19 protein-coding genes are annotated in these 20,046 nt (G+C 72.8%); 15 read left to right on the top strand and 4 right to left on the bottom strand.

Translation table 11 applies throughout. The features are described 5' to 3' along the window. Window positions 1-12: 12 nt before the first annotated feature. Entirely contained in the window at window positions 13-600 is a 588-nt protein-coding gene (locus tag Q0L15_RS14810) for a TetR/AcrR family transcriptional regulator (RefSeq protein WP_296605221.1), read from the bottom strand. Window positions 601-803: 203 nt separating this feature from the next. Between Q0L15_RS14810 and moeZ the strand changes: the two genes are divergently transcribed. The 10 genes from moeZ to Q0L15_RS14760 all read left to right on the top strand — a co-directional run bounded on the left by moeZ (window position 804) and on the right by Q0L15_RS14760 (window position 9,537). After that, a complete protein-coding gene (gene moeZ, locus Q0L15_RS14805; RefSeq protein WP_296605220.1) occupies window positions 804-2,015 on the top strand; it encodes an adenylyltransferase/sulfurtransferase MoeZ in 1,212 nt (403 codons plus the stop codon). A gap of 146 nt (window positions 2,016-2,161) precedes the next feature. Continuing rightward, entirely contained in the window at window positions 2,162-3,046 is an 885-nt protein-coding gene (locus Q0L15_RS14800; protein ID WP_296605219.1) for a hypothetical protein, read from the top strand. Between the two features lie 277 nt (window positions 3,047-3,323). Continuing rightward, window positions 3,324-4,064, top strand: a complete 741-nt coding sequence (locus Q0L15_RS14795) for a DUF4129 domain-containing protein (RefSeq protein WP_296605218.1) — start codon at window positions 3,324-3,326, stop codon at window positions 4,062-4,064. Beyond that, a complete protein-coding gene (locus Q0L15_RS14790; RefSeq protein WP_296605217.1) occupies window positions 4,061-4,534 on the top strand; it encodes a hypothetical protein in 474 nt (157 codons plus the stop codon). The genes Q0L15_RS14795 and Q0L15_RS14790 overlap by 4 nt, the downstream gene beginning before the upstream one ends. Before the next feature lie 5 nt (window positions 4,535-4,539). Further along, entirely contained in the window at window positions 4,540-5,526 is a 987-nt protein-coding gene (locus Q0L15_RS14785) for a MoxR family ATPase (protein ID WP_296605216.1), read from the top strand. Beyond that, window positions 5,523-6,851: a DUF58 domain-containing protein gene (locus Q0L15_RS14780; protein ID WP_296605215.1), complete on the top strand. Its 1,329-nt coding sequence runs from the start codon at window positions 5,523-5,525 to the stop codon at window positions 6,849-6,851. The genes Q0L15_RS14785 and Q0L15_RS14780 overlap by 4 nt, the downstream gene beginning before the upstream one ends. Next, the gene (locus Q0L15_RS14775) at window positions 6,848-7,369 is read left to right on the top strand and encodes a hypothetical protein (RefSeq protein WP_296605214.1); all 522 of its coding nucleotides are present in this window, start codon (window positions 6,848-6,850) and stop codon (window positions 7,367-7,369) included. Before Q0L15_RS14780 ends, Q0L15_RS14775 begins: the two co-directional genes overlap by 4 nt. After that, window positions 7,366-7,704, top strand: a complete 339-nt coding sequence (locus Q0L15_RS14770; RefSeq protein ID WP_296605213.1) for an MGMT family protein — start codon at window positions 7,366-7,368, stop codon at window positions 7,702-7,704. Before Q0L15_RS14775 ends, Q0L15_RS14770 begins: the two co-directional genes overlap by 4 nt. A gap of 40 nt (window positions 7,705-7,744) precedes the next feature. Further along, on the top strand, window positions 7,745-8,728 hold the full coding sequence (locus Q0L15_RS14765) for an ATP-binding cassette domain-containing protein (RefSeq protein ID WP_296605212.1): 984 nt from the start codon (window positions 7,745-7,747) through the stop codon (window positions 8,726-8,728). Continuing rightward, complete coding sequence (locus tag Q0L15_RS14760) at window positions 8,728-9,537, top strand: ABC transporter permease (RefSeq protein WP_296605211.1); 810 nt, start codon at window positions 8,728-8,730, stop codon at window positions 9,535-9,537. Before Q0L15_RS14765 ends, Q0L15_RS14760 begins: the two co-directional genes overlap by 1 nt. A 69-nt stretch (window positions 9,538-9,606) precedes the next feature. Here Q0L15_RS14760 and Q0L15_RS14755 read toward each other — a convergent pair whose 3' ends face one another. From Q0L15_RS14755 to Q0L15_RS14745, 3 genes are read right to left on the bottom strand one after another with little or no spacing between them, the layout of a single operon-like run. Further along, the gene (locus tag Q0L15_RS14755; RefSeq protein WP_296605210.1) at window positions 9,607-11,481 is read right to left on the bottom strand and encodes a DUF1116 domain-containing protein; all 1,875 of its coding nucleotides are present in this window, start codon (window positions 11,479-11,481) and stop codon (window positions 9,607-9,609) included. Next, a complete protein-coding gene (locus tag Q0L15_RS14750; RefSeq protein WP_296605209.1) occupies window positions 11,478-12,908 on the bottom strand; it encodes an FdrA family protein in 1,431 nt (476 codons plus the stop codon). Before Q0L15_RS14750 ends, Q0L15_RS14755 begins: the two co-directional genes overlap by 4 nt. Beyond that, on the bottom strand, window positions 12,905-13,489 hold the full coding sequence (locus tag Q0L15_RS14745) for a DUF2877 domain-containing protein (protein ID WP_296605208.1): 585 nt from the start codon (window positions 13,487-13,489) through the stop codon (window positions 12,905-12,907). Before Q0L15_RS14745 ends, Q0L15_RS14750 begins: the two co-directional genes overlap by 4 nt. Window positions 13,490-13,687: 198 nt before the next feature. On the opposite strand from Q0L15_RS14745, the gene Q0L15_RS14740 reads away from it, so the two are divergent. The 5 genes from Q0L15_RS14740 to cutA form a co-directional block, all read left to right on the top strand. After that, on the top strand, window positions 13,688-14,926 hold the full coding sequence (locus Q0L15_RS14740) for a helix-turn-helix domain-containing protein (protein ID WP_296605207.1): 1,239 nt from the start codon (window positions 13,688-13,690) through the stop codon (window positions 14,924-14,926). A gap of 274 nt (window positions 14,927-15,200) precedes the next feature. Continuing rightward, window positions 15,201-16,664, top strand: a complete 1,464-nt coding sequence (locus Q0L15_RS14735) for a solute carrier family 23 protein (RefSeq protein ID WP_296605206.1) — start codon at window positions 15,201-15,203, stop codon at window positions 16,662-16,664. Between the two features lie 21 nt (window positions 16,665-16,685). Beyond that, on the top strand, window positions 16,686-17,543 hold the full coding sequence (locus tag Q0L15_RS14730; protein WP_296605205.1) for an FAD binding domain-containing protein: 858 nt from the start codon (window positions 16,686-16,688) through the stop codon (window positions 17,541-17,543). Continuing rightward, on the top strand, window positions 17,540-18,019 hold the full coding sequence (locus Q0L15_RS14725; protein WP_296605204.1) for a (2Fe-2S)-binding protein: 480 nt from the start codon (window positions 17,540-17,542) through the stop codon (window positions 18,017-18,019). The genes Q0L15_RS14730 and Q0L15_RS14725 overlap by 4 nt, the downstream gene beginning before the upstream one ends. Further along, window positions 18,016-20,046, top strand: a 2,031-nt coding sequence (gene cutA / locus Q0L15_RS14720) for an aerobic carbon-monoxide dehydrogenase large subunit (protein WP_296605203.1), incomplete at its 3' end; no start/stop codon positions are given. The genes Q0L15_RS14725 and cutA, both read left to right, overlap by 4 nt.

The raw sequence follows: 20,046 nt of genomic DNA, 5'->3' as shown, positions 1-20,046 counted from the left end.
TGGAGCGGGGTCTCAGTTCTCGTCGGACTTGGGGTAGCCGCGGATGCCGCGCCACGCGAGTCCCGCGACGAGGGCCGCGGCATCGGCCTGGCTGATGCCTCCGGGCTCCGTGAGCCAGAACCGAGCGCTGACCTGGGCCATTCCCACCAGCGAGACCGCGAGCAGGCGGGAGGCGTCGGGCGGCAGGCCCGTGTCGTCGTGGATGACGTGGGCGATCATCGCCGCGCACTCGGTGGTGACGCGGTCGACGTGGCCGCGGACGGCCGGCTCGTTGGTCAGGTCGGACTCGAAGACGAGGCGGAACGCACCGCTGGCGGCGGCGACGTACTCGAAGAACACCTCGACGGTCGCGGCGACCCGCTGCTTGTTGTCGTCGGTCGACTCCAGCGCGACGCGGCAGTTGTCGATGATCGTGTCGCAGGACTCGTCGAGCAGCGCGAGGTAGAGGTCGAGCTTGCCGGGGAAGTGCTGGTAGAGCACGGGCTTGGAGACGCCTGCACGCTCGGCGATGTCGTCCATCGCGGCGGCGTGGTAGCCCTGCGCCACGAAGACCTCGAGGGCGGACTCCATGAGCTGGTTGCGACGCTCGCGGCGCGGCATCCGGGCGCCACGAGGCCGGGTGGCGGTGGTGTCGTACTCGGCAGTCACCCGCGCAGCCTACTCGTCGGTCGGGTCCGTCCGGATGACGGGACACGGGGTGATCTGGCCGGCTCCGCGGGGAACATGGCAGGGCCCGTCGGCGTTGTGCACGCGTCCGGCCCTGCAGACATCGACCAGGCGAACCGACCACCAAGGAGTACGCCGTGTCCTACCCCGCGCTCGTGGAGCCCGCGGACGAGCTGACCATCGACGAGGTCCGCCGCTACAGCCGCCACCTGATCATCCCGGACGTGGGCATGACGGGGCAGAAGCGGCTCAAGAACGCCAAGGTGCTCGTGATCGGTGCGGGCGGCCTCGGCAGCCCGGCGCTGCTCTACCTCGCCGCGGCCGGCGTGCACACGCTCGGCATCGCCGAGTTCGACGAGGTCGACGAGTCGAACCTGCAGCGCCAGGTCATCCACGGCCAGTCCGACATCGGCAAGTCCAAGGCCCTGTCGGCGAAGGAGTCGATCGCGGAGACGAACCCCTACGTCAACGTGATCCTCCACGAGGGCCGCCTCGACAACGACAACGTCATGGACGTCTTCCGCGGCTACGACCTGATCGTCGACGGCACCGACAACTTCGCGACCCGCTACATGGTCAACGACGCGGCGTACTTCCTGGGCATCCCGTACGTCTGGGGCTCGATCTACCGCTTCGACGGCCAGGCCTCGGTGTTCGCGCCCACGCTCGCCGACGACGCGCCGTGCTACCGCTGCCTCTACCCCGAGCCCCCGCCGCCGGGCATGGTCCCGAGCTGCGCCGAGGGCGGCGTGCTGGGCGTTCTGTGCGCGTCGATCGGCTCGATCCAGGTCAACGAGGCGATCAAGCTCCTCACCGGCATCGGCGAGCCGCTGGTCGGCAAGCTGATGATCTACGACGCCCTCGAGATGGAGTACCGCAAGCTCAAGGTCCGCAAGGACCCCAGCTGCGCGCTCTGCGGGGAGAACCCCACCGTCACGGGCCTGATCGACTACGACGCCTTCTGTGGGGCCATCTCCGACGACGCCGCCGAGGCCGCGGCGGGCTCGACGATCTCGGTGACCCAGCTCGAGCACATGCTCAAGGAGCGCGAGGAGGGCACGCGCGACTTCGTGCTCGTCGACGTCCGCGAGCCCAACGAGTACGAGATCAACCGGATCCCTGGCTCGGTGCTCATCCCCAAGGGCGAGTTCCTCAACGGCTCCGCGCTGGAGCAGCTGCCCTCGCTCACGGAGGGGGACAAGCAGATCGTCATGCACTGCAAGTCGGGCGTCCGCTCGGCCGAGACGCTGGCGATCGTCAAGGGCGCTGGCTACGCCGACGCCGTCCACGTCGGCGGCGGCGTGGTCGCCTGGGTCAACCAGATCGACCCCAGCCAGCCCTCCTACTAGGCCGAGTCGGCGCCAGTTCCTGGAAACTGGCGCCAACTCGGCATCGGCTACCCGCGCGTAACCCCGACGGGTGAGTGGTCGTTGTCACTCCCGACAGACCAACCGGCCCGGCGACCGCCGGCCCCTATCGGGAGGGTCCTCACTCCATGCGCTTCTCCGCACCGTCCTCGAGGCGTCGTGTCCTCGGCGCCGCCGCCGTCCTCGCCAGTGGCGTGATCGGCGCGGCCTTCGCGACCGCCGCGCCGGCCACCGCCGGCCCGACCTGGGCGCCGGCCGCCTCGGCCAAGATCCACCCCGGCACGATGATGTACACCGAGGGTGCCCAGTGCACCGCCAACTTCGTGTTCACCGACGGTGCGAGCAACGTGTACGTCGGCTACGCGGCCCACTGCGCCGGCACCGGAGCGGCGACCGACACCGACGGTTGCCAGGCGAGCTCGCTGCCACTGGGCACGAAGGTGACGTTCAACGAGGGTGGCAGCCTGCTCAGCGAGGGGACCCAGGTGGGCTCGGGCACCTTGGTCTACTCGTCGTGGGACACCATGCACAAGCTCGGCACCACCGACGCCAACACCTGCGCCTACAACGACTTCGCGCTGGTGAAGGTGGACACGGCGGACGTCTCGAAGGTGAACCCCTCCGTGCCGTTCTGGGGCGGCCCGACCGGCATCGACACCGACGGCACCGCCGCCGGTGACCGGGTCTGGACCTACGGCAACTCCAGCCTGCGCGCCGGCCTCGAGCCGCTCTCGCCCCACACCGGCATCAGCCTGGGCGACAACGCGGCCGACGGCGGCTGGAGCCACCCGCTCTACACGGTGACGCCGGGCATCCCCGGTGACTCCGGGTCCGGCTTCCTCAGCGACGGCGGGAAGGCCATCGGCGTGCTCTCCACGCTGGGCCTCGCCCCGCTGCCGGCCTCGAACAACATCGGTGACCTCGCCAAGGAGCTCGCCTTCGCCCAGCAGCACTCCGGCCTCTCCGGCCTCCAGCTGGTCAACGGCACCGAGCCGTTCTCGCCGATCCTCTGACTCAGGTGACCTGAGGGAGCGTCCGGAGGCCCGGCACTTGCCTCCGGTGGCATCACGCGCGGCGGCCCCGTCCACATCGGACGGGGCCGTCGCCGCATCCGCCTGGATTCACCGATGTGCGCCTGCTGCGCGCCCCCATCTGGGCACGCTGGCTACGTTCCCCACGCTCGATGGTGCAACCAGACCGCCGTCGCGCGGGCGCCTTGCCAGCCCACCCATCTGGTGACGCTCGCGACGCCGCACATCGGTGAATCCAGGCTCGGGTAGTTTGCGGGACATGACCCGCCGGCGAGCTCCGAGCCTGGTGGTCGTCTCGGCCTTGGCGGGCGCTCTCCTGGTCGTGGTCCTCGCCGCCTGGGCCTCCTCGATCGGCCCGAGCGGCGTCCTGCGCGGCGACGGACCGTCCGCCGCCGCCACGCCGAGCGCGGATGCGTCGGATTCTGCCTCCGCCGCGCCCGAGCAGCGCGAGCCTCCCGAGCCCGCGCAGCCACGGGGGACACCGCCATGGGTGCGGGCGTTCGTGTGGCTCGTGAACATCGCGGTCGTCGTCGGCCTCGTGGTGCTGGCGGCCCGTTTCGGGGCGGTGCCGCTCGTGCGGTCGACACGCCGTCGCCGTGCCGAGCGCCGGCGCCGGAACGCCGGGCGCCTGGAGTTCGAGGTGCTCGAGGCGGCCGACGCCGTCGCCCGTGAGATGCGCGCCGGCGCCGCGGACCAGCGCCGCCTGCTCGGCGAGGACAGCAGCCCGCGCAACGCCGTCGTGGCCTGCTGGGACCGGTTCGAGACCCAGGCCGCGGCCGCGGGACTGGCCCGCGCCGCCTGGGAGACGTCCGCGGAGTACACGATGCGGGTGCTCGACATGGTCGACGCCGACCAGCCGGCGGTGTCGCGGCTCGGGGAGCTCTACCGCGAGGCCCGCTTCTCCGAGCACCCGGTCACCGAGGACCACCGTCGTGAGGCGCTGGCCGCGCTCGACGCGATCCACCGCACGTTGCGCCGGCCGGCCGAGGTCGGCGCGTGACGGCCCGCACCTGGCGGCGGCGGCTGCTCGGCGGGGTGGTCACCTACGCCGTGCTCGAGGTCGGCCTCGAGCTGGCGAAGGCCGACCCCGACCCGCTGCGCCTGGCCGCGCTGGTCGCCTGCGGCGTCGCGGTCCTGGGGCTGCTCGGCGACGCGCTCGCCGACGCGGAGCCCTCGTGGGACGTGCCGGTCGACGTACCGTCGCTGCGCGAGCGCGGCGACCCGCGGCTGCGCCACTACGTCGGGCTGATCGACGCCCACCTCGCAGCCCGCAACCCGGATCCTGCGCTCCGCGACCGGTTGCGACTGCTGGCCGGTCAGGTGCTCGTCCAGCGCCATGCCCTGGCCCTGGACGACGCCCGGGCCCGCGACCTGGTGCCCCCCGAGCTCGCCGCGGTGATCGGCGGGCCGCCACGCCGGCTCGCCGCCGCTGAGATCGACCGTTGCCTGACCCAGATCGAGGAGCTGTGAGCACCATGACCGAGGCCGACCGTCCCGCCCTCTCCGTCCCCGAGGCGGCCGACCTTGCGCGGCGGGTCCTGGACGAGGTCGAGAAGGCCGTGGTCGGCAAGCGGGAGGCCCTGATGCAGGTGCTGGCCGCCGTCCTCGCGAAGGGGCACGTCCTGCTCGAGGACTATCCCGGGCTCGGCAAGACCTTGGCCGCCCGCTCGCTCGCGCAAGCGCTCGGCATCGACTTCGCGCGGGCCCAGTTCACCCCCGACCTGCTGCCCGCTGACCTCACCGGGTCCTTCATCTACGACCAGCGCGAGGCGGTGTTCGAGTTCCGCCGTGGCCCGCTGTTCACGGGCCTGCTGCTGGCCGACGAGATCAACCGCACGCCGCCCAAGACCCAGGCCGCGCTCCTCGAGGCGATGCAGGAGCGGCAGATCACGGTCGAGGGCGAGACGTTCCGCCTGCCCGCGCCGTTCCACGTCCTGGCGACCGCCAACCCCATCGAGTACGAAGGCACCTTCCCGCTCCCGGAGGCCCAGCTCGACCGGTTCCTGCTGCGCGTCTCCTTCGGCTACCCCACGGCGCACGAGGAGTACGACGTCCTCGCCCGCCGGGTGGCGCGCCGGCAGGAGGAGGTCGAGCTCGACCAGATCACCGACGCGCCCGGCCTGCTGGCCATGCAGGCCGCGGTGGAGACCGTCGTGGTCGACGAGAGCGTGGGCCGCTACTGCGTCGAGCTCGCGGTCGCGACGCGCCACCACCCCGACGTGCTCACCGGTGCCTCGCCGCGCGGCTCCCTCGGGCTCGTGCTGGCCGCACGGGCCTTCGCCCTCCTCCGCGGTCGCGACTACGTGGTCCCCGAGGACGTCAAGGCGGTCGCCCGACCGGTGCTCGCGCACCGGATCACCGTCAAGCCCGAGCTGTGGATGTCGGATGCGAGCGGGCGTCGGGTGGTCGACGCGGTGCTCGGCCAGGTGCCCACGCCGGCGACCCGCGACGTACGCCGATGAGCACCGCCGGCGGAGAGCGTGCCGGGCCCCGGGCGTGGCGCCCGACCACCTCCCTGGGGCGGGCCCTCGTCGTGGGCGCCCTGGGCGTCGCGCTGGCGGTGGCCTCCGGCGAACCGGCCGTCGTGGTCCTCGTCGCGCCGTTCGTCACGCTCGCGGCGCTCGGCCTCGTGCACCGGCCGACACGTGTGCCGGCGCTGGACGCGCGACTCGACCACCTCACGCTGCGCGAGGGGATCGGCACCACCTCGCGGCTGAGCGTCACCGACGCCGAGGACGTGGAGTACGTCGCACGGGTGGCCGGCCAGGCGCCGTACGTCGTGATGCGTCCCCACGGCGGCCGCGAGGGCCGACTGCTCGACGGCGGGGCGACGCCCGAGATCGAGATCAGTCCCCGGCGGTGGGGCCGCCGGATGCTCGGCCAGGAGAAGGTCGCGCTCTACGCGCCGTGGGCCGGCTTCCGCTGCGGGCCGGTGGGTCTGGGCGGTCAGTGGACGCGGGTGCTGCCCGCGGTCGCGCCGTACGACTCGCGCGCGCAGGCTCCCCAGCCGGTCGGACTGGTCGGCGCCCACCGGTCGCGCCGGGCGGGCAGCGGGACCGAGCTCGCCGGCATCCGGCCCTTCCAGGCCGGCGACCGGCTGCGCCGGGTCAACTGGCGGGTCTCGCTTCGCACCGGTGACCTGCACGTGGTGACCACGCGCGCCGAGGAGGACACCGGCGTCCTGCTGGTGCTGGACGCGCTCGTCGACCTCGGCGTCTCCGACGGGGTGGACGGGGCGTCGAGCAGCCTCGACCTCGGCGTCCGCGCCGCCTCGGCGATCGCCGAGCACCACGTGCGGCAGGGTGATCGGGTCGCGTTGCGGGTGATCGGGCGGGGGCACGAGCAGGTCGGGTACGGCGCCGGGGCCCGGCACCTGCGCCGTCTGCAGGACCAACTGGCGACCGTGCGCGTCGGAGCGACCGCCGACCGCGAGTCGGACACCGGCGTCCTGCAGCTCGGGGTCACCGCCGGCGCGGTGGTCGTCGTGCTCTCGCCCATGCTGGCGGAGTCCGTGGGCACGACCGCCGCGATGCTCACCCGGCGCGGGGTGGCGGTGCTGGTGGTGGACACGCTCCCGGACGAGGCCGTTCCCGACGTCCCCGAGAGCGCCGACCCTGCGCGCGCCGCCCTGGCGTGGCGGATGCGGATGCTCGAGCGGTCGGTCGTGCTGGAGCGGCTGGCCGCCCTCGGCTGCCCGGTGGTCGCGTGGCGGGGCCCGGGCACCGTCGACGACGTGCTGCGGCGGCTGGCCCGGCGCGCGCAGCTGCCGCGGGTGGTGGGCCGATGATCGCGGAGCCCACCGACTGGGCCCGCTCGCAGCTGGTGCTGCGAGCGCTGGTGCTGGTCGGCCCGGTCGTCGCGGTGCTCGTCTCCGGCCCCGCCGGGCACGGTCCGCCCTGGTGGCTGGTCCTCGTCGTCGCAGCACTGTCCGGGGCATCGGGGTGGTTCGCGGATGCGACGTTCGCCGTGGCTCCGCTCCTGGTCGCGGTGGGCTGGTGGGCGGCGGCGCTGGGCGCCACCACGTCGGCGTGGCTGCTGGTCGCGGCGGGCGCGCTGGTCGTGGCGCACGTGGCCGGTCTCCTCGCGTCCTACGGCCCGCCGACGATGCCGGTCGACCGAGCGGTCACCCGGTTGTGGGTGCGCCGTGGTGTGCTGGTGCTGCTCACGGCGCCCGTCGCGTGGGCCGCCGTCCTGCTGCTCGACGACCAACCGGAGCAGCCCGGCATCTGGGTGCTCGGCGTGGGCGTCGCGTGCCTGGCCACCGTGGCGGCCACCGTGGCCCTGCGCACCGAGGAGGGGCGATGAGCCCAGGGAGCATCGACGCCGAGGAGTACGCCGAGCTCGTGCTGCGGTGCGTGGAGTCGGTGCCCCGCGGGCAGGTCACGACGTACGGCGCGATCGCGGAGGTCGTCGGCGAGCTCCTGGGGGGAGGTGGGCCGCGCCAGGTCGGGTCGGTGATGTCCTCCCAGGGAGGCGGTGTCCCGTGGTGGCGGGTCGTGCACGCCGACGGCTCTCCTCCGACGTGCCACGACGGGGAGGCGCACCAGGCCTATCTCGAGGAGGGCACCCCGCTGCGGCCGTCGGGCAAGGTGGACATGCGGCAGGCGTTCGTCCGACCGCGGCTCGACTCCCAGCCTTAAGTCGCTGGCCGCTGTCGGTGCGGCTCGGCACAGTGGAGTCATGCCTCCCGTGATCCGAGCGACCGGCCTGGTGAAGAAGTACGGCGCGGTCACCGCCCTCGACGGCCTCGACCTCGAGGTCGAGGAGGGCACGGTGATGGGGCTGCTCGGCCCCAACGGCGCCGGCAAGACCACCACGGTGCGCGTGCTGACCACGCTGTTGCGCCCCGACGCCGGTCACGCGGAGGTCGCCGGCATCGACGTCCTGCGCCATCCGCGCGAGCTGCGCCGCCGCATCGGCGTCTCCGGACAGTACGCCGCCGTCGACGAGCACCTCACCGGGTTCGAGAACCTCGACATGGTCGGCCGGCTCTACCACCTCGGCGCGGCGGCGAGCCGTGCCCGCGCCCGCGAGCTGCTCGAGCAGTTCGACCTCGCCCACGCGGCCGAGCGGGTGGTCAAGGGATGGTCCGGCGGCATGCGGCGCCGGCTCGACCTGGCCGGCGCCCTCGTGGCCAGACCGCCGGTGATCTTCCTCGACGAGCCGACGACGGGGCTGGACCCGCGCGGCCGCGTCGGCATGTGGGACGTCATCGAGGAGCTGGTCCGCGGTGGCACCACGCTGCTGCTCACCACGCAGTACCTCGAGGAGGCCGACCGGCTCGCCGACCGCATCGCGGTGATCGACCGCGGCACCGTCATCGCCCTCGGCACGGCCGACGAGCTCAAGTCCCAGGTCGGTGGCGAGCAGGTGGAGGTGCGGCTCCCGCACGGCGGCGACCTGGCCGCAGCGGTGCGGGCCACCGTCGGCCTGGGGGTCGGAGAGGCGGCCGTCGACGAGCGCGACCGGCGCCTGACCCTGCCGGTCGAGGGCGGCACCGGTGACCTGCGCGAGCTGCTCGACCGGCTCGATCGGGCCGGCATCCCGGTCTCCGAGGCGGGGGTGCGCCGTCCCACTCTCGACGACGTGTTCCTCTCCCTGACCGGGCACACCGCCGAGGAGCCCCACGACACCGAGCCCACCGACGAGGAAGGAGCTGCGTGATGTCCGTGGTGGCCGAGGGCGCCTCCGACGCCTGGGTGATCACCCGCCGCAACCTGCGCAAGATCCTGCGGGTGCCCGACGTGCTGGTCTTCACGACCCTCTCGCCGATCATGTTCGTGCTGCTGTTCGCCTACGTCTTCGGCAACGCGATCGGCAGCCAGGACACCGGCGTCGACTACACCGAGTTCCTGGTCCCCGGCATCTTCGCCCAGACGGTCGTGTTCGGTGCGACCTTCACGGGCTACAGCCTGGCCGAGGACCTCCAGAAGGGCATCATCGACCGGTTCCGGTCGCTGCCCATGTCCTCGTCCTCGGTGGTCCTCGGCCGCACCGTCGCCGACATCGGCATCAACATCGTGAGCCTCGTCGTGATGGCGCTGACCGGGCTCGTCGTCGGCTGGCGCATCCGCTCCTCGGTGCTCGACGCCCTGGCGGGCTTCGTCGTGCTGCTGCTGTTCGCGTTCGCCGTCTCGTGGATCATGGCGAGCGTCGCGCTCCTGGTGCGCACCCCCGAGGTGGTCAACAACGCGTCGTTCATCGTGATCTTCCCGCTCACGTTCATCGCCAACACGTTCGTCTCGATCAGCAACCTCCCGGGCCCGCTGGCGACCTTCGCCAACTGGAACCCGGTCTCCTCGGTGTGCCAGGCCGCACGCGAGCTGTTCGGCAACACCGACCCCGCGGCCCCGGTGCCGGACGCGTGGTCGATGCAGCACCCGGTGCCCTACACGCTGATCTGGGTGGTGATCATCCTCGCCGTGTTCGTGCCGCTGTCGATCAGGCTCTACCGCCGCGCAGCCAGCCGCTGAGGCGTCTGCGGGCGAGCGCTCCGACAACCCGGTCCGCGGTCTGGACCACAATCGGATGATTTCGGTCGGTTAATGTGCCCGGCCATGATCCGAACCCACACCCTGAGGCGTCCCTCGCCCCTGCGTCAGCCCCTGGCGATCGCCGCCCTGGCCGGCACCCTGGTCCTCACCGGCTGCGCCTCCGACGACTCCTCCGACGGATCGGCCGGCGGCGAGCCGGCCGCGACGTCGAGCAACGCGACCGCCGCCTCCGACGTCGCCACGCCGGTGGCCGAGGACCCGCAGGTCGTGGCGGACGCGGTCAACGCCGCCCTCGGTGTGCTCGTCGACGAGACGCTGGCCATGGTCGAGGCGGACCTGCCGCCCGACGCGATGGACGACTTCCCCGCGTTCGCGCAGGAGTGGTTCCCCCAGACCCACGACTGGGTCGCTTGGGACACCTTCGCCTCCGAGACGCACGGCTACGCCCTGCTGCGCACCCTGGTCGGCGTCGCCGCCCTCTCCGTGGGGTTGTCCGACGACCACGAGGCCGCGGCTGCGGACCTGCGCGAGGGATTCACCGCCGAGCCCGACTGGGTCAGCTTCTCCGACGGGATCGCCACGGTCGCCGACCCCGAGGCGGCCGACGAGGAGATGCTGCCGGTCACCCTCGTCGAGCGCGAGGGCAGCTGGCTCTTCGACGGCAGCACCTACACCGACGCGTGGTTCGCCGAGCAGGGACTCACCCCCGAGGAGGCCCTCTCCTAACGGCGGGAGGCCAGGTCGGCCAGCCGCGCCAGCGCCTTCGGGAAGATCTCGGCCGGGGGCGTGACGAGCCCGGCGCCGACCTGGCCGACGCCGGCGACCTTGCCGGCCATGCCGGTGTTGATCGGTGATGGCCGAGTCGCCGATGTCGGGGTTGGCGTCCTCGGGGCCGTAGTCGCCGAGGAACAGGCCGTCGGCGAGCTGCGCGGGCCCGGTGAACCACTCGTCACCGGTGCCGGCGACCTGGATGCCGAAGTCGGTGCCGTTGCGGGCCATCGCGACGACCATCGTCGAGCCCTCGATGCCGCGCGCGGCGTCGAGGGCCAGCTTGCACGCCGGCATCGCGAGGTTGAGGAAGAAGTGGTCGTTGCCGCCGATGAACCGCAGGGCCGCGGCGACGTCGGCGCTGTCGAACCCGCGCCCGTCGATCGCGGAGACCATCGCGGGGGAGAGGTCGCGCAGCAGCATCAGGGTGCCGGCCCGGTTGCGGTTGTGGGCCTCGTCGCCCATCTGCAGCATCTGGGTGAGGATGCCGGTGACGTCCACGGGGTCGGCCCCCGCGTTCGCCTGGGCACGGACGGCCGCCTGCAGCAGCGGGCCGAGCACGGCGCTCATCCAGCGCAGCCGGGCGAGCACCTCGGGCCCGTAGGCGCCGTACCGCAGCACCTTGCCGAGGCCCTCGTTGAGCGAGCAGTACGTACGCCGGCCGGTGGCGGCGTCCTCGAGCACGAACATCCACATGCTCGGCGTCACCACCCCGGCCATCGGCCCGACCGTCGAGCGGTGGTGGCACGGCTCGAGCGAGACGGCGGCGCCGGACTCGAAGAGCGCGACCGCGTCCTCGGGGTCCTCGACGAGGCCCTCGAGCGCGGCTCCACCCATGAGCGCGCCCCGCAGCGGCCCCGAGGCGCGCTCCCAGGCGATCGGCGGGCCCGCGTGCAGGAACTGCCCGGGCTCCAGACCCAGCGCCTCGGACGCGGGGAGGACGTCGACGAGCGTGGCCGTGACGCCGAGCATCGCCGCGAGCGCCTGCTCGTTGGCGGCGCGACGCCGGGGGTCGGCGGCGACGGTCGCGAGGTCGGCGTCGGTGCCGACCATCGGCGGGCGCCAGTCGACGCGGGTGACCGGCACGGCCTGGTCGGCGACGGCGTCGGCGAGCAGGTCGGCTCCGACGTTGACGACGGCGGCGGGGGTGGTCATCGGCTGGCCTCCACGAGCTCGAGGGCGCGGCGGGTGGCGCCGGCGTTGGACAGGTGCACCTCGGCGCCGGCGGCGACGAGGGCGTCGACCTGGCGGCTGCGGCCCTGCGGGTCGCCGTCGGTCCCGACCACGGCGACCACCACCGGCAGGTCGATGGCCGCGATCGCCGGCGCCAGGAGCGCGGCGGGGTCCGGCTCGGCGCCGTGGCCAAGGACGACGTCGAGCAGGATCACCCCGGTGGCCGGGTCGGCCGCGGCGCGGGCGAGGTGCTCGAGCCGGAGGGTGGGGTCGATCATCGGGTGGGCGCGCCCGGTCGTGTACTCGTCGTCCCCGAAGTCGACGAACGTGTGACCGGCGTCGGGGCCGGCGGCCTCGCGGGCCAACAGCTCGGCCTCGCTCTTCAGCGTCCCCCCGACGAACAGCCCCCGCACCACACCCCCGTTGACCCGCCCGAAACTTTCGGGCGGGTCAACGGGCCACGCGGGCACCTCGCGCCCCAGCTTGGTCAGCACCGCCTCGGCGGCGGCGGTGAGGTCGGGCCGGCCCGGACCCAGGAGGGCCAGCTCCACCGGCGTGGCGAGCGAGGCGGCGTACGCCTCGATCTCGGCGCCCACCGCGGCGGCCGGCGGCTTGGAGACGAGCACGATCAGCTCGACGGAGGGGTCCTCGTCGAGACGGCGCAGCGCCTCGCGGGTGGCCAGGCCACCGACCTCGGCGGAGAGGTCGCGGCCGCCCACCCCCAGGGCGGAGGTGACGCCCACGCCCGCGTGGTCGAGGAGCGCGAGCAGCTGCTGGCAGCCGGTGCCCGAGGCGGCGACGATGCCGACGGGGCCCGGAGAGACGACGTTGGCGAAGCCGAGGCCCAGGCCGCCGACCACCGCGGTGCCGCAGTCGGGTCCCATCACGAGGACGCCGCGCTCGGCGGCGGCGCGCTTGAGCGTGACCTCCTGCTCGAGCGGCACGTTGTCGCTGAACACCATGACGTCGCGGCCCGCGTCGACCGCGTCCATCGCCTCGACGAGCGCGTTCGCCCCCGGCACGGAGACGACCGTGATCGCGTCGGGCGCCCGGCGCAGCGCGCTCGCCGTCGTCCGCGGGGGCGCGATGGTGCTCGCGCCCTCCTCACGCCGGTTGGCGTCGAGCAGAGCCCGGTCGACCCCGGCGAGCGCCGCGCCGAGGGCGTCGGGGCCGTCCAGGCGCAGGGCGACCACGAGGTCGTTGGCCCCGGCCTGCGCGGGGACCTCGAAGCCCATCTCGGTGAGCACGTCGACGTTGAGCGGGGTCGCCATCGCAACCTGGGCGGCGAGCACCCCGTCGAGCCCCTGCACCACGCGGCTGACCTGCAGCAGCGTGACGGAGTCGGCGTACGCGCCGGGCCGCAGCTCGACGTGCCAGTGATCGGGGGAGTGGCCGGGGAGGTGGGTCATGCGGCAGCGCCTTCCAGGTGGTCGAGGGCGACGCGGGCTCCCTGCAGCATCCCGCGTCCGGAGGTGTGCCCGACGGCCGCGAGGGTCGCGGTGCGGGCGGGGTCGTGGGGGTCGGCCAGCCAGGCCGCGAACTCGGGGATCACCTCACCGTGCATCGCGCAGTCGAGCAGCGTCGCGGACAGCAGCGTGGTGCGGTGCAGGTGGGCCTGCACCTCTGCGTCCAGGGCGTCGGTCGCGACGCCCGCCGCGCGGTGCACCGCGAGCCAGCCGCAGAGCACGTCGTCGTCGTACGGCGTGAGCCCGTCGCCGCGGCCGACCATCGCGGCCACGTCGCCGGGGGGATCGGCGGGCGTGGCGGTCGCCGTCAGCAGTCGGGCGACTCCCACGTCGACGAACCGGCCGACCACGAGGGCGGTCCCGTCGAGGTGGAGCACGCCGGCGCGGACCTCCGCGGTCCTCGCCTCCGGCACCCGGTCGGCACCCGTGCGCAGGGCGCACGGCACCGCGGTGGCCCGGGTGCTCACGACGCCGAGGCACCGGCCGTCGAGGTCGAGGTAGACCGCGTCGCGTCCTCGGTGCACGACCGGTACGGCCCCGTCGGGTGCATCCCGCAGCCTCGCCCCGACTCGGAGGGGCGCGCTGACGGGGATCACCTCCCCGACGCTAGCCGGGGCGATTACGGTTTGCCGATGTGAGGTTGTGCCAACGGCAGGTGCGAGGGAGTGCAAGTGTTGATAAGCAGTGACCGCGAAGAGCTGGCAAGCGCGGCCCTGGCGAAGGTGGACGCGCTCCACACGGGCCTGACCCAGATCGTCCTCGAGGGCGGCAACCTCGACCGGATCGCCGCGGAGGTCGCGCGGGTGCTGGGGGTCGGGGTCGCCTTCACCTCCAGCGACGGCCGCGAGCGCGCCTCGGCGCTGCCCGAGGACCTGCGAGCGGCGCTGGACAGCCACGACCTCGTCGACCCCACCGGCCGGCTCCGGGTGGAGCGGATGGAGGGCGACGGCGTGGGGGTCGAGGGCGGCGAGGCCCGGTGCCTGCGCGTGGTCGCCGGCGGCGCCGACCTGGCCCGGCTGGTCTGCCTGCGCACCGAGGAGCCGCTGACCTCCGACGACGTCCACGCCCTCGAGCGGGCCGCGGCGGTGGCCGCGTTGCTGATCACCCGCGAGGAGGCCGTGACCGCGGTCGAGAACAAGTACCAGGGCGACTTCCTGCGCGACCTGCTGATGCGGCGCGCGACGGGACTGGCCAACGACCAGGCCTACGTCGCCGAGCACGCGGCCACCTTCGGCTGGGACCTGACCCGGCCCGTCGTCGTGGTCGCCGCGGAGCTCGACCCGGCCCCGGGGGAGGAGCCGGCGACGAGCACGCAGCGTCGCCAGTGGCAGGAGCGGTTCTCGGCGGCCTGGCGCCAGGTCAGCACGACGCTGGGAGCCGGCATCCCGAGCGTCGACTTCTCCTCCGAGGTCGTCACGCTGCTGCCCCTGACCGACGGTGACGTCGAGCCGGTGGCCGGACACGACGTCGTACGCCGGGCGGTGACCGCGGTCGCCGGTGACAAGGGCGGTGGCCGGCGCTCGTTCTCCGCCGGCGTCAGCCGGGTCGCCCACACGCTCGAGGAGCTGCCGGGGGCGTACGCCCAGGCGCGCCGGGCCGTCGAGGTCGGGCGCCGGGTGCAGGGGTTCGGGTCGACGACGTTCTTCGACCAGCTCGGCCTGCACCGCCTGATCGCGCTGATCCCCGAGGAGGAGAGCGGCGAGCTGCGCTCGTTCGTGCGCGACGTGCTCGGCCCCCTCGCCGACGCCACGACCGAGGCCGCCGACCTGCGGGTGACGCTGCAGGTGCTGCTCGACACGAACTTCAACGTGGCCGAGGCCGCCCGCCTGCAGTTCTTCCACTACAACACGATGCGCTACCGCGTCTCCAAGCTCGAGCGGCTGCTCGGTCCGCTCTCCACCGACCCCCACCTCCGCCTCGACGTGGCCGTCGCGCTGCGGGTGCTGGAGATCGCGGGCTGAGGGCGGCTGGTTGCGGGGTTCGGCTGCTGACAGCCGATCCCCGCACGACACGCCGGGGCACAGCGGCGTGTCGTGCGGGTTTCGGCTGCCACGTCCCGCGGGTGACGGTCTCGCGGGTGTGTGACGGCTGGATTTCGGGGCCTCGCCGCGCCCACAACAGGTGCCAGCGACTCCGGCGTTCCTTCGGCATCTGTCGCCGTCGTGGGTGTGTCATGTGCATCACTAGTTTGTGTCCAACTCGGGCCCGGTCACCAAAGCAGAAGGGTGCTTTGTCATGTCGATGTTCAAGTGGGAAGTGGTCGATCCCAGACCAGGTCAGGCGGTAGCTCCGCACCAACGGTTGAGCTGGGGCAAGACGGTGGGCCTGGGCGCCCAGCACGTCGTGGCGATGTTCGGGGCGACCTTCGTGTTCCCGCTCGTCATGGGCCTCAACGCCAACCTCGCGATCATGATGAGCGGCATCGCGACGATCTGCTTCCTGCTGATCGTCAAGGGCAAGGTGCCCAGCTACCTCGGCACCTCGGCGTCCTTCGTCGGCGCCGCGGCGGCCATCTACGCCTACCAGGGCGGTGACGGGCCGGGTGGGCCGGCCGACGTGACCGGGGCGATCCTCGTCGCGGGTGTCGTGCTGGCACTCGTCGGCGTCCTGATCCACTTCCTCGGTGCCGACTCCGTGAACGCCGTCCTCCCGCCGGTGGTCACCGGCGCAGTGGTGATGCTGATCGGCTTCAACCTGGCCCCGGTGGCGACGAAGACCTACATGCCCTCCGACCCGTGGCCCGCGCTCATCACGATGACCGCGGTGATCTTGATGGCGGTCGGCTTCCGCGGGTTCTTCGGCCGGATCGCGATCTTCCTCGGCCTGATCTTCGGCTACGTGCTGTCCCTCGTGTGGGACGGGATCTTCGGCAAGACCAGCCTTCCGCTGCCCGGCAACCCGGAGCCCGGTCCGCACGACCGGGTGAACTGGGACGCGGTCAAGGCGGCCGACTGGTTCGGCTTCCCCGTCCACACCAAGGACGGGCTCGTCGGCAACCAGGCGTTCACCCCCGGTTACGCGGACGTCGGCTGGCACGCCCCGTCGTTCTCGATCGCGTTCGTGCTGCTCGCCCTGCCCGCCGTGATCGCGCTGGTGGCCGAGAACATCGGACACGTGAAGGCTGTTGCCGAGATGACCGGCAGCGACCTCGACCCCGTCATGGGTCGGGCCGTCGCGGCCGACGGTGTCGGCACGGTGATCGCCAGCGCCGTGGGTGGCTCGCCGACCACGACGTACGCCGAGAACATCGGCGTCATGGCGGCCACGCGCGTCTACTCCACCGCCGCCTACTTCGTCGCGGCCATCGTCGCGATCCTGTTGGGCCTGATTCCCAAGTTCGGCCAGATCGTCAACGCGACGCCGCCGGCGGTGCTCGGCGGTATCACGCTGGTGCTCTACGGCATGATCGGCCTGCTCGGCGCGAAGATCTGGAAGGAGAACAACGTCGACTTCTCCAAGCCCATCAACCTGGTGCCGGTCGCCGCGGGCATCATCCTCGCGATCGGTGACGCCGACCTGAAGATCACCGACGACTTCCACCTCACGGGCATCGCCCTCGGCACGCTGGTCGTCGTGCTCGGCTACCACCTCGCCCGGGTGTTCGCACCCAAGGACCTCGACGACGGCGCGATCATCGCCGTGGGTCACGAGGGCGTGCACGCCGAGGACCACGCAGCCCCGCACGACCACAAGCACTGAACCAGCACCAGTAAGGAAGCCGTGAAGCCAGCACCATTCGCGTACCGCCGTCCGGGGACGCTCGCCGAGGCAGTGTCGGTCCTGGCCGGGGAGCCGGACGCGAAGGTGCTGGCCGGCGGCCAGAGCCTGGTCCCGCTGCTGTCGATGCGCCTCGCCTCCCCGGCGACGCTCGTCGACATCAACGCGATCACCGGGCTCGACGTCATCGAGACCATCGACGCCAACGACGCCGTCGACGGGCAGTACGGCGAGCACGGCGGCGTCCGGGTGGGAGCACTCGCCCGGCACGCCGCCGTGCTCGCCTCGCCCGACGTACGCCGGGTCCAGCCGCTGGTCTCGATGGCGCTCCAGCACGTCGCGCACGCCACCATCCGCAACCGCGGCACCACCGTCGGGTCGATCGTGCACGCCGACGCGGCTGCCGAGATGCCGGTCGTGCTCAGGCTCCTCGGCGGCTCCGTCGAGGTCGAGGGGCCGGCCGGCCGGCGCACGATCCCGGCGAGCGAGCTGTTCCTCGGCCCGTTGCAGTCCTCGCTCGCCCACGACGAGATCGCGGTCTCGGCGTACTTCCCGGCGCTCGCGCCGGGGGCCGGCGTCGCGTTCGACGAGATCGCCCGCCGCCACGGCGACTACGCCCTGGTCGGCGCGGCAGCGCACGTCGACGGCGAGAGCGTGCGGGTCGGCTACCTCTCCGTCGGCGACGTGCCGACGGTCGTCGACCTCTCCGGGGTGGCCGACGACGACCTGGGGGAGGCGGCGCTCGCGCACCTCGACCCACCCGACGACATCCACGCGACCGCCGACTACCGCGCCCAGCTGGTGCGGGTCCTGACCACCCGGGTGGTCCGATCGGCACGAGACATGGCGGAGGACGCATGAGCGAGGAGCTGCACGACGTACGCCTGACGGTGAACGGCGCGACCCACGAGATCCGGGTGCCCGCCCGCCGGCTGCTCTCCGACGCGCTGCGCCACGACCTGCGGCTGACCGGCACCCACGTCGGCTGCGAGCACGGCGTCTGCGGCGCCTGCACGATCCTGGTCGATGGGGAGCCGATGCGCTCGTGCCTGATGTTCGCGGTCTCAGCGGTGGACCACGAGATCACCACGGTCGAGGGGCTCACGAACCCCGACGGCTCGCTCGGACCGGTGCAGCAGGCGTTCGCCGAGTGCCACGGGCTGCAGTGCGGCTTCTGCACGCCCGGGTTCCTCACCACGATCACGGCCGGGCTGCGCGAGAACCCCGCCCCGACGCACGAGGAGGCCCGCGACATGATCTCCGGCAACCTGTGCCGGTGCACGGGCTACCAGAACATCGTCAAGGCCGTGGAGCGAGCAGCGGAGCTCTCGTCGTGACCACCAAGCTGATGGGTCAGGGCGTCCAGCGCGTCGAGGACCAGCGGTTCCTGCGCGGCCAGGGCCGGTACGTCGACGACGTGGGCGTCGAGCGGGACCTGCTGCACGCCGCGGTGCTGCGATCCCCGCACGCCCACGCCCGCATCCTCGACATCGACGTCGAGGCGGTGCTCGACCTCGACGGTGTCCACGCCGTGTGGACCTACGAGGACCTCACCGGCCCGATGAGCGAGCCGTTGCCCCTGCTGATCCCGCACCCCGCGCTCACCCACGGCCGCACCCAGTACGCACTGGCCAAGGACGAGGTCAACTACGTCGGCGAGGCCGTCGCGCTCGTCGTCGCCGACGACCGCTACGTCGCCGAGGACGCCCTCGACCGCATCCGTGTGCGCTACGAGCCGCTGCCGCCGGTGGTCGGCATCGACGCCGCCCGGGCGGCCGACCGGCTCGTGCACGACGACGTGCCCGGCAACGTCGGCGCCCGCCTCGAGCAGAGCGTCGGCGACGCGGTCGCGGCGATCGCCAAGGCGCCGCACACGCTCACCCTCGACCTCACCGTCGAGCGCAGCGCCTGCACGCCCCTGGAGGGCCGCGGCACCGTCGCCCGCTGGGACCCCGACCTCAACCGGATGCAGGTGTGGACCTCCACACAGAGCTCCACGGGTGTGCGTGCGGTGGTCGCCGTGAAGCTCGGTCTGGACCTCGGCCAGGTCGACGTGATCACGCCCGACGTGGGCGGCGGGTTCGGCGTGAAGATCAACCACCCGTGGCCCGAGGAGCTGCTGGTGCCGCTCGCGGCGCGGGCGCTGGGTCGCACGGTGAAGTTCACCGAGGACCGCCGCGAGCACTTCATCTCCTCGGCCCACGAGCGCGGCCAGGTCCAGCACATCGAGGTCGGCTTCGACGACGACGGCCGCCTGCTGGGGCTGAACGTCGAGTTCTGGCACGACCACGGCGCGTACACGCCGTACGGCCTCATCGTCCCGATCATCACCTCCACCCAGCTGCTCGGCCCCTACAAGCCGCAGAGCTACCGCGTCGTCTTCGAGTCGCTCTACACCAACACGGTGATGGTCACGCCCTACCGCGGCGCCGGGCGCCCGCAGGGCTGCTACGCGATGGAGCGGACGATGGACGCGATCGCCTCCTACCTCGGCAAGGACCGCGCCGAGGTGCGCGCGGCCAACTTCATCCAGCCCGACGAGTTCCCCTACGACCAGGGGCTGATCTTCCAGGACGGCCGCGAGCTCGAGTACGACTCCGGCGACTACCCGGCCTCGCTGGAGAAGATCAAGGCCCTGGTCGGATGGGACGACTTCCCGGCGTACCAGGCCGAGATGGCCGCCCAGGGGCGCCGGGTCGGCATCGGCCTGGCCTGCTACGTCGAGGGCACCGGCGTCGGTCCCTACGAGGGCGCCCACGTGCACATCGAGACCAGCGGCAAGGTCAAGGTCGCCACCGGCCTCACCACCCAGGGCCAGGGCCACGCGACGGTCTTCGCGCAGCTCGTGGCCGATGAGCTCGGGGTGAAGTTCGAGGACGTCGAGGTCGTCACCGGCGACACCCGCCGGATGCCGTACGCCGTCGGCACCTTCGCGTCGCGTGCGGCGGTGATGAGCGGCTCGGCGATCCACCTCGCGGCCAAGCGCGCCAAGGAGAAGGTGCTCAAGATCGCGGCCGACGCGCTGGAGGCGGCGCCCGAGGACCTCGAGATCGTCGACGGCGTCGTCTCGGTCAAGGGCTCACCCGGCTCCTCGATCGACCTCGGCACCGTGTCGGTGCTCTCCAACCCGCTGCGCTACGCCTTCGACGAGGCCTCCAAGGCCGCGACCCAGTTCTCGGTGGGCGACCCCGGCAAGCCGCCGGTGCCCGAGGACGAGGAGCCGGGCCTGGAGGGCAAGGACTTCTACTCGCCCGAGCGCGCGACGTTCGCCTCGGGCATGCACGCGGTGATCGTCGAGACCGACCCCGAGACCGCCGAGATCCGCATCCTCAAGTACGCCGTCGTCCACGACTGCGGCCACCTG

It is taken from the genome of Nocardioides sp., assembly GCF_024509035.1.
Taxonomy (GTDB): Bacteria; Actinomycetota; Actinomycetes; order Propionibacteriales; family Nocardioidaceae; genus Nocardioides.
Note: the sequence above shows the minus strand (reverse complement) of the source record. Positions and strands in the feature narration are given on the sequence as shown.

Coding starts and splice junctions, on each gene's coding strand:
- Q0L15_RS14810 (WP_296605221.1), bottom strand. CDS start 600: ATGCCGCGCCGCGAGCGTCGCAACCAGCTCATGGAGTCCGCCCTCGAG.
- Q0L15_RS14800 (WP_296605219.1), top strand. CDS start 2,162: ATGCGCTTCTCCGCACCGTCCTCGAGGCGTCGTGTCCTCGGCGCCGCC.
- Q0L15_RS14795 (WP_296605218.1), top strand. CDS start 3,324: ATGACCCGCCGGCGAGCTCCGAGCCTGGTGGTCGTCTCGGCCTTGGCG.
- Q0L15_RS14785 (WP_296605216.1), top strand. CDS start 4,540: ATGACCGAGGCCGACCGTCCCGCCCTCTCCGTCCCCGAGGCGGCCGAC.
- Q0L15_RS14780 (WP_296605215.1), top strand. CDS start 5,523: ATGAGCACCGCCGGCGGAGAGCGTGCCGGGCCCCGGGCGTGGCGCCCG.
- Q0L15_RS14775 (WP_296605214.1), top strand. CDS start 6,848: ATGATCGCGGAGCCCACCGACTGGGCCCGCTCGCAGCTGGTGCTGCGA.
- Q0L15_RS14770 (WP_296605213.1), top strand. CDS start 7,366: ATGAGCCCAGGGAGCATCGACGCCGAGGAGTACGCCGAGCTCGTGCTG.
- Q0L15_RS14765 (WP_296605212.1), top strand. CDS start 7,745: ATGCCTCCCGTGATCCGAGCGACCGGCCTGGTGAAGAAGTACGGCGCG.
- Q0L15_RS14760 (WP_296605211.1), top strand. CDS start 8,728: ATGTCCGTGGTGGCCGAGGGCGCCTCCGACGCCTGGGTGATCACCCGC.
- Q0L15_RS14755 (WP_296605210.1), bottom strand. CDS start 11,481: ATGACCACCCCCGCCGCCGTCGTCAACGTCGGAGCCGACCTGCTCGCC.
- Q0L15_RS14750 (WP_296605209.1), bottom strand. CDS start 12,908: ATGACCCACCTCCCCGGCCACTCCCCCGATCACTGGCACGTCGAGCTG.
- Q0L15_RS14735 (WP_296605206.1), top strand. CDS start 15,201: ATGTCGATGTTCAAGTGGGAAGTGGTCGATCCCAGACCAGGTCAGGCG.
- Q0L15_RS14725 (WP_296605204.1), top strand. CDS start 17,540: ATGAGCGAGGAGCTGCACGACGTACGCCTGACGGTGAACGGCGCGACC.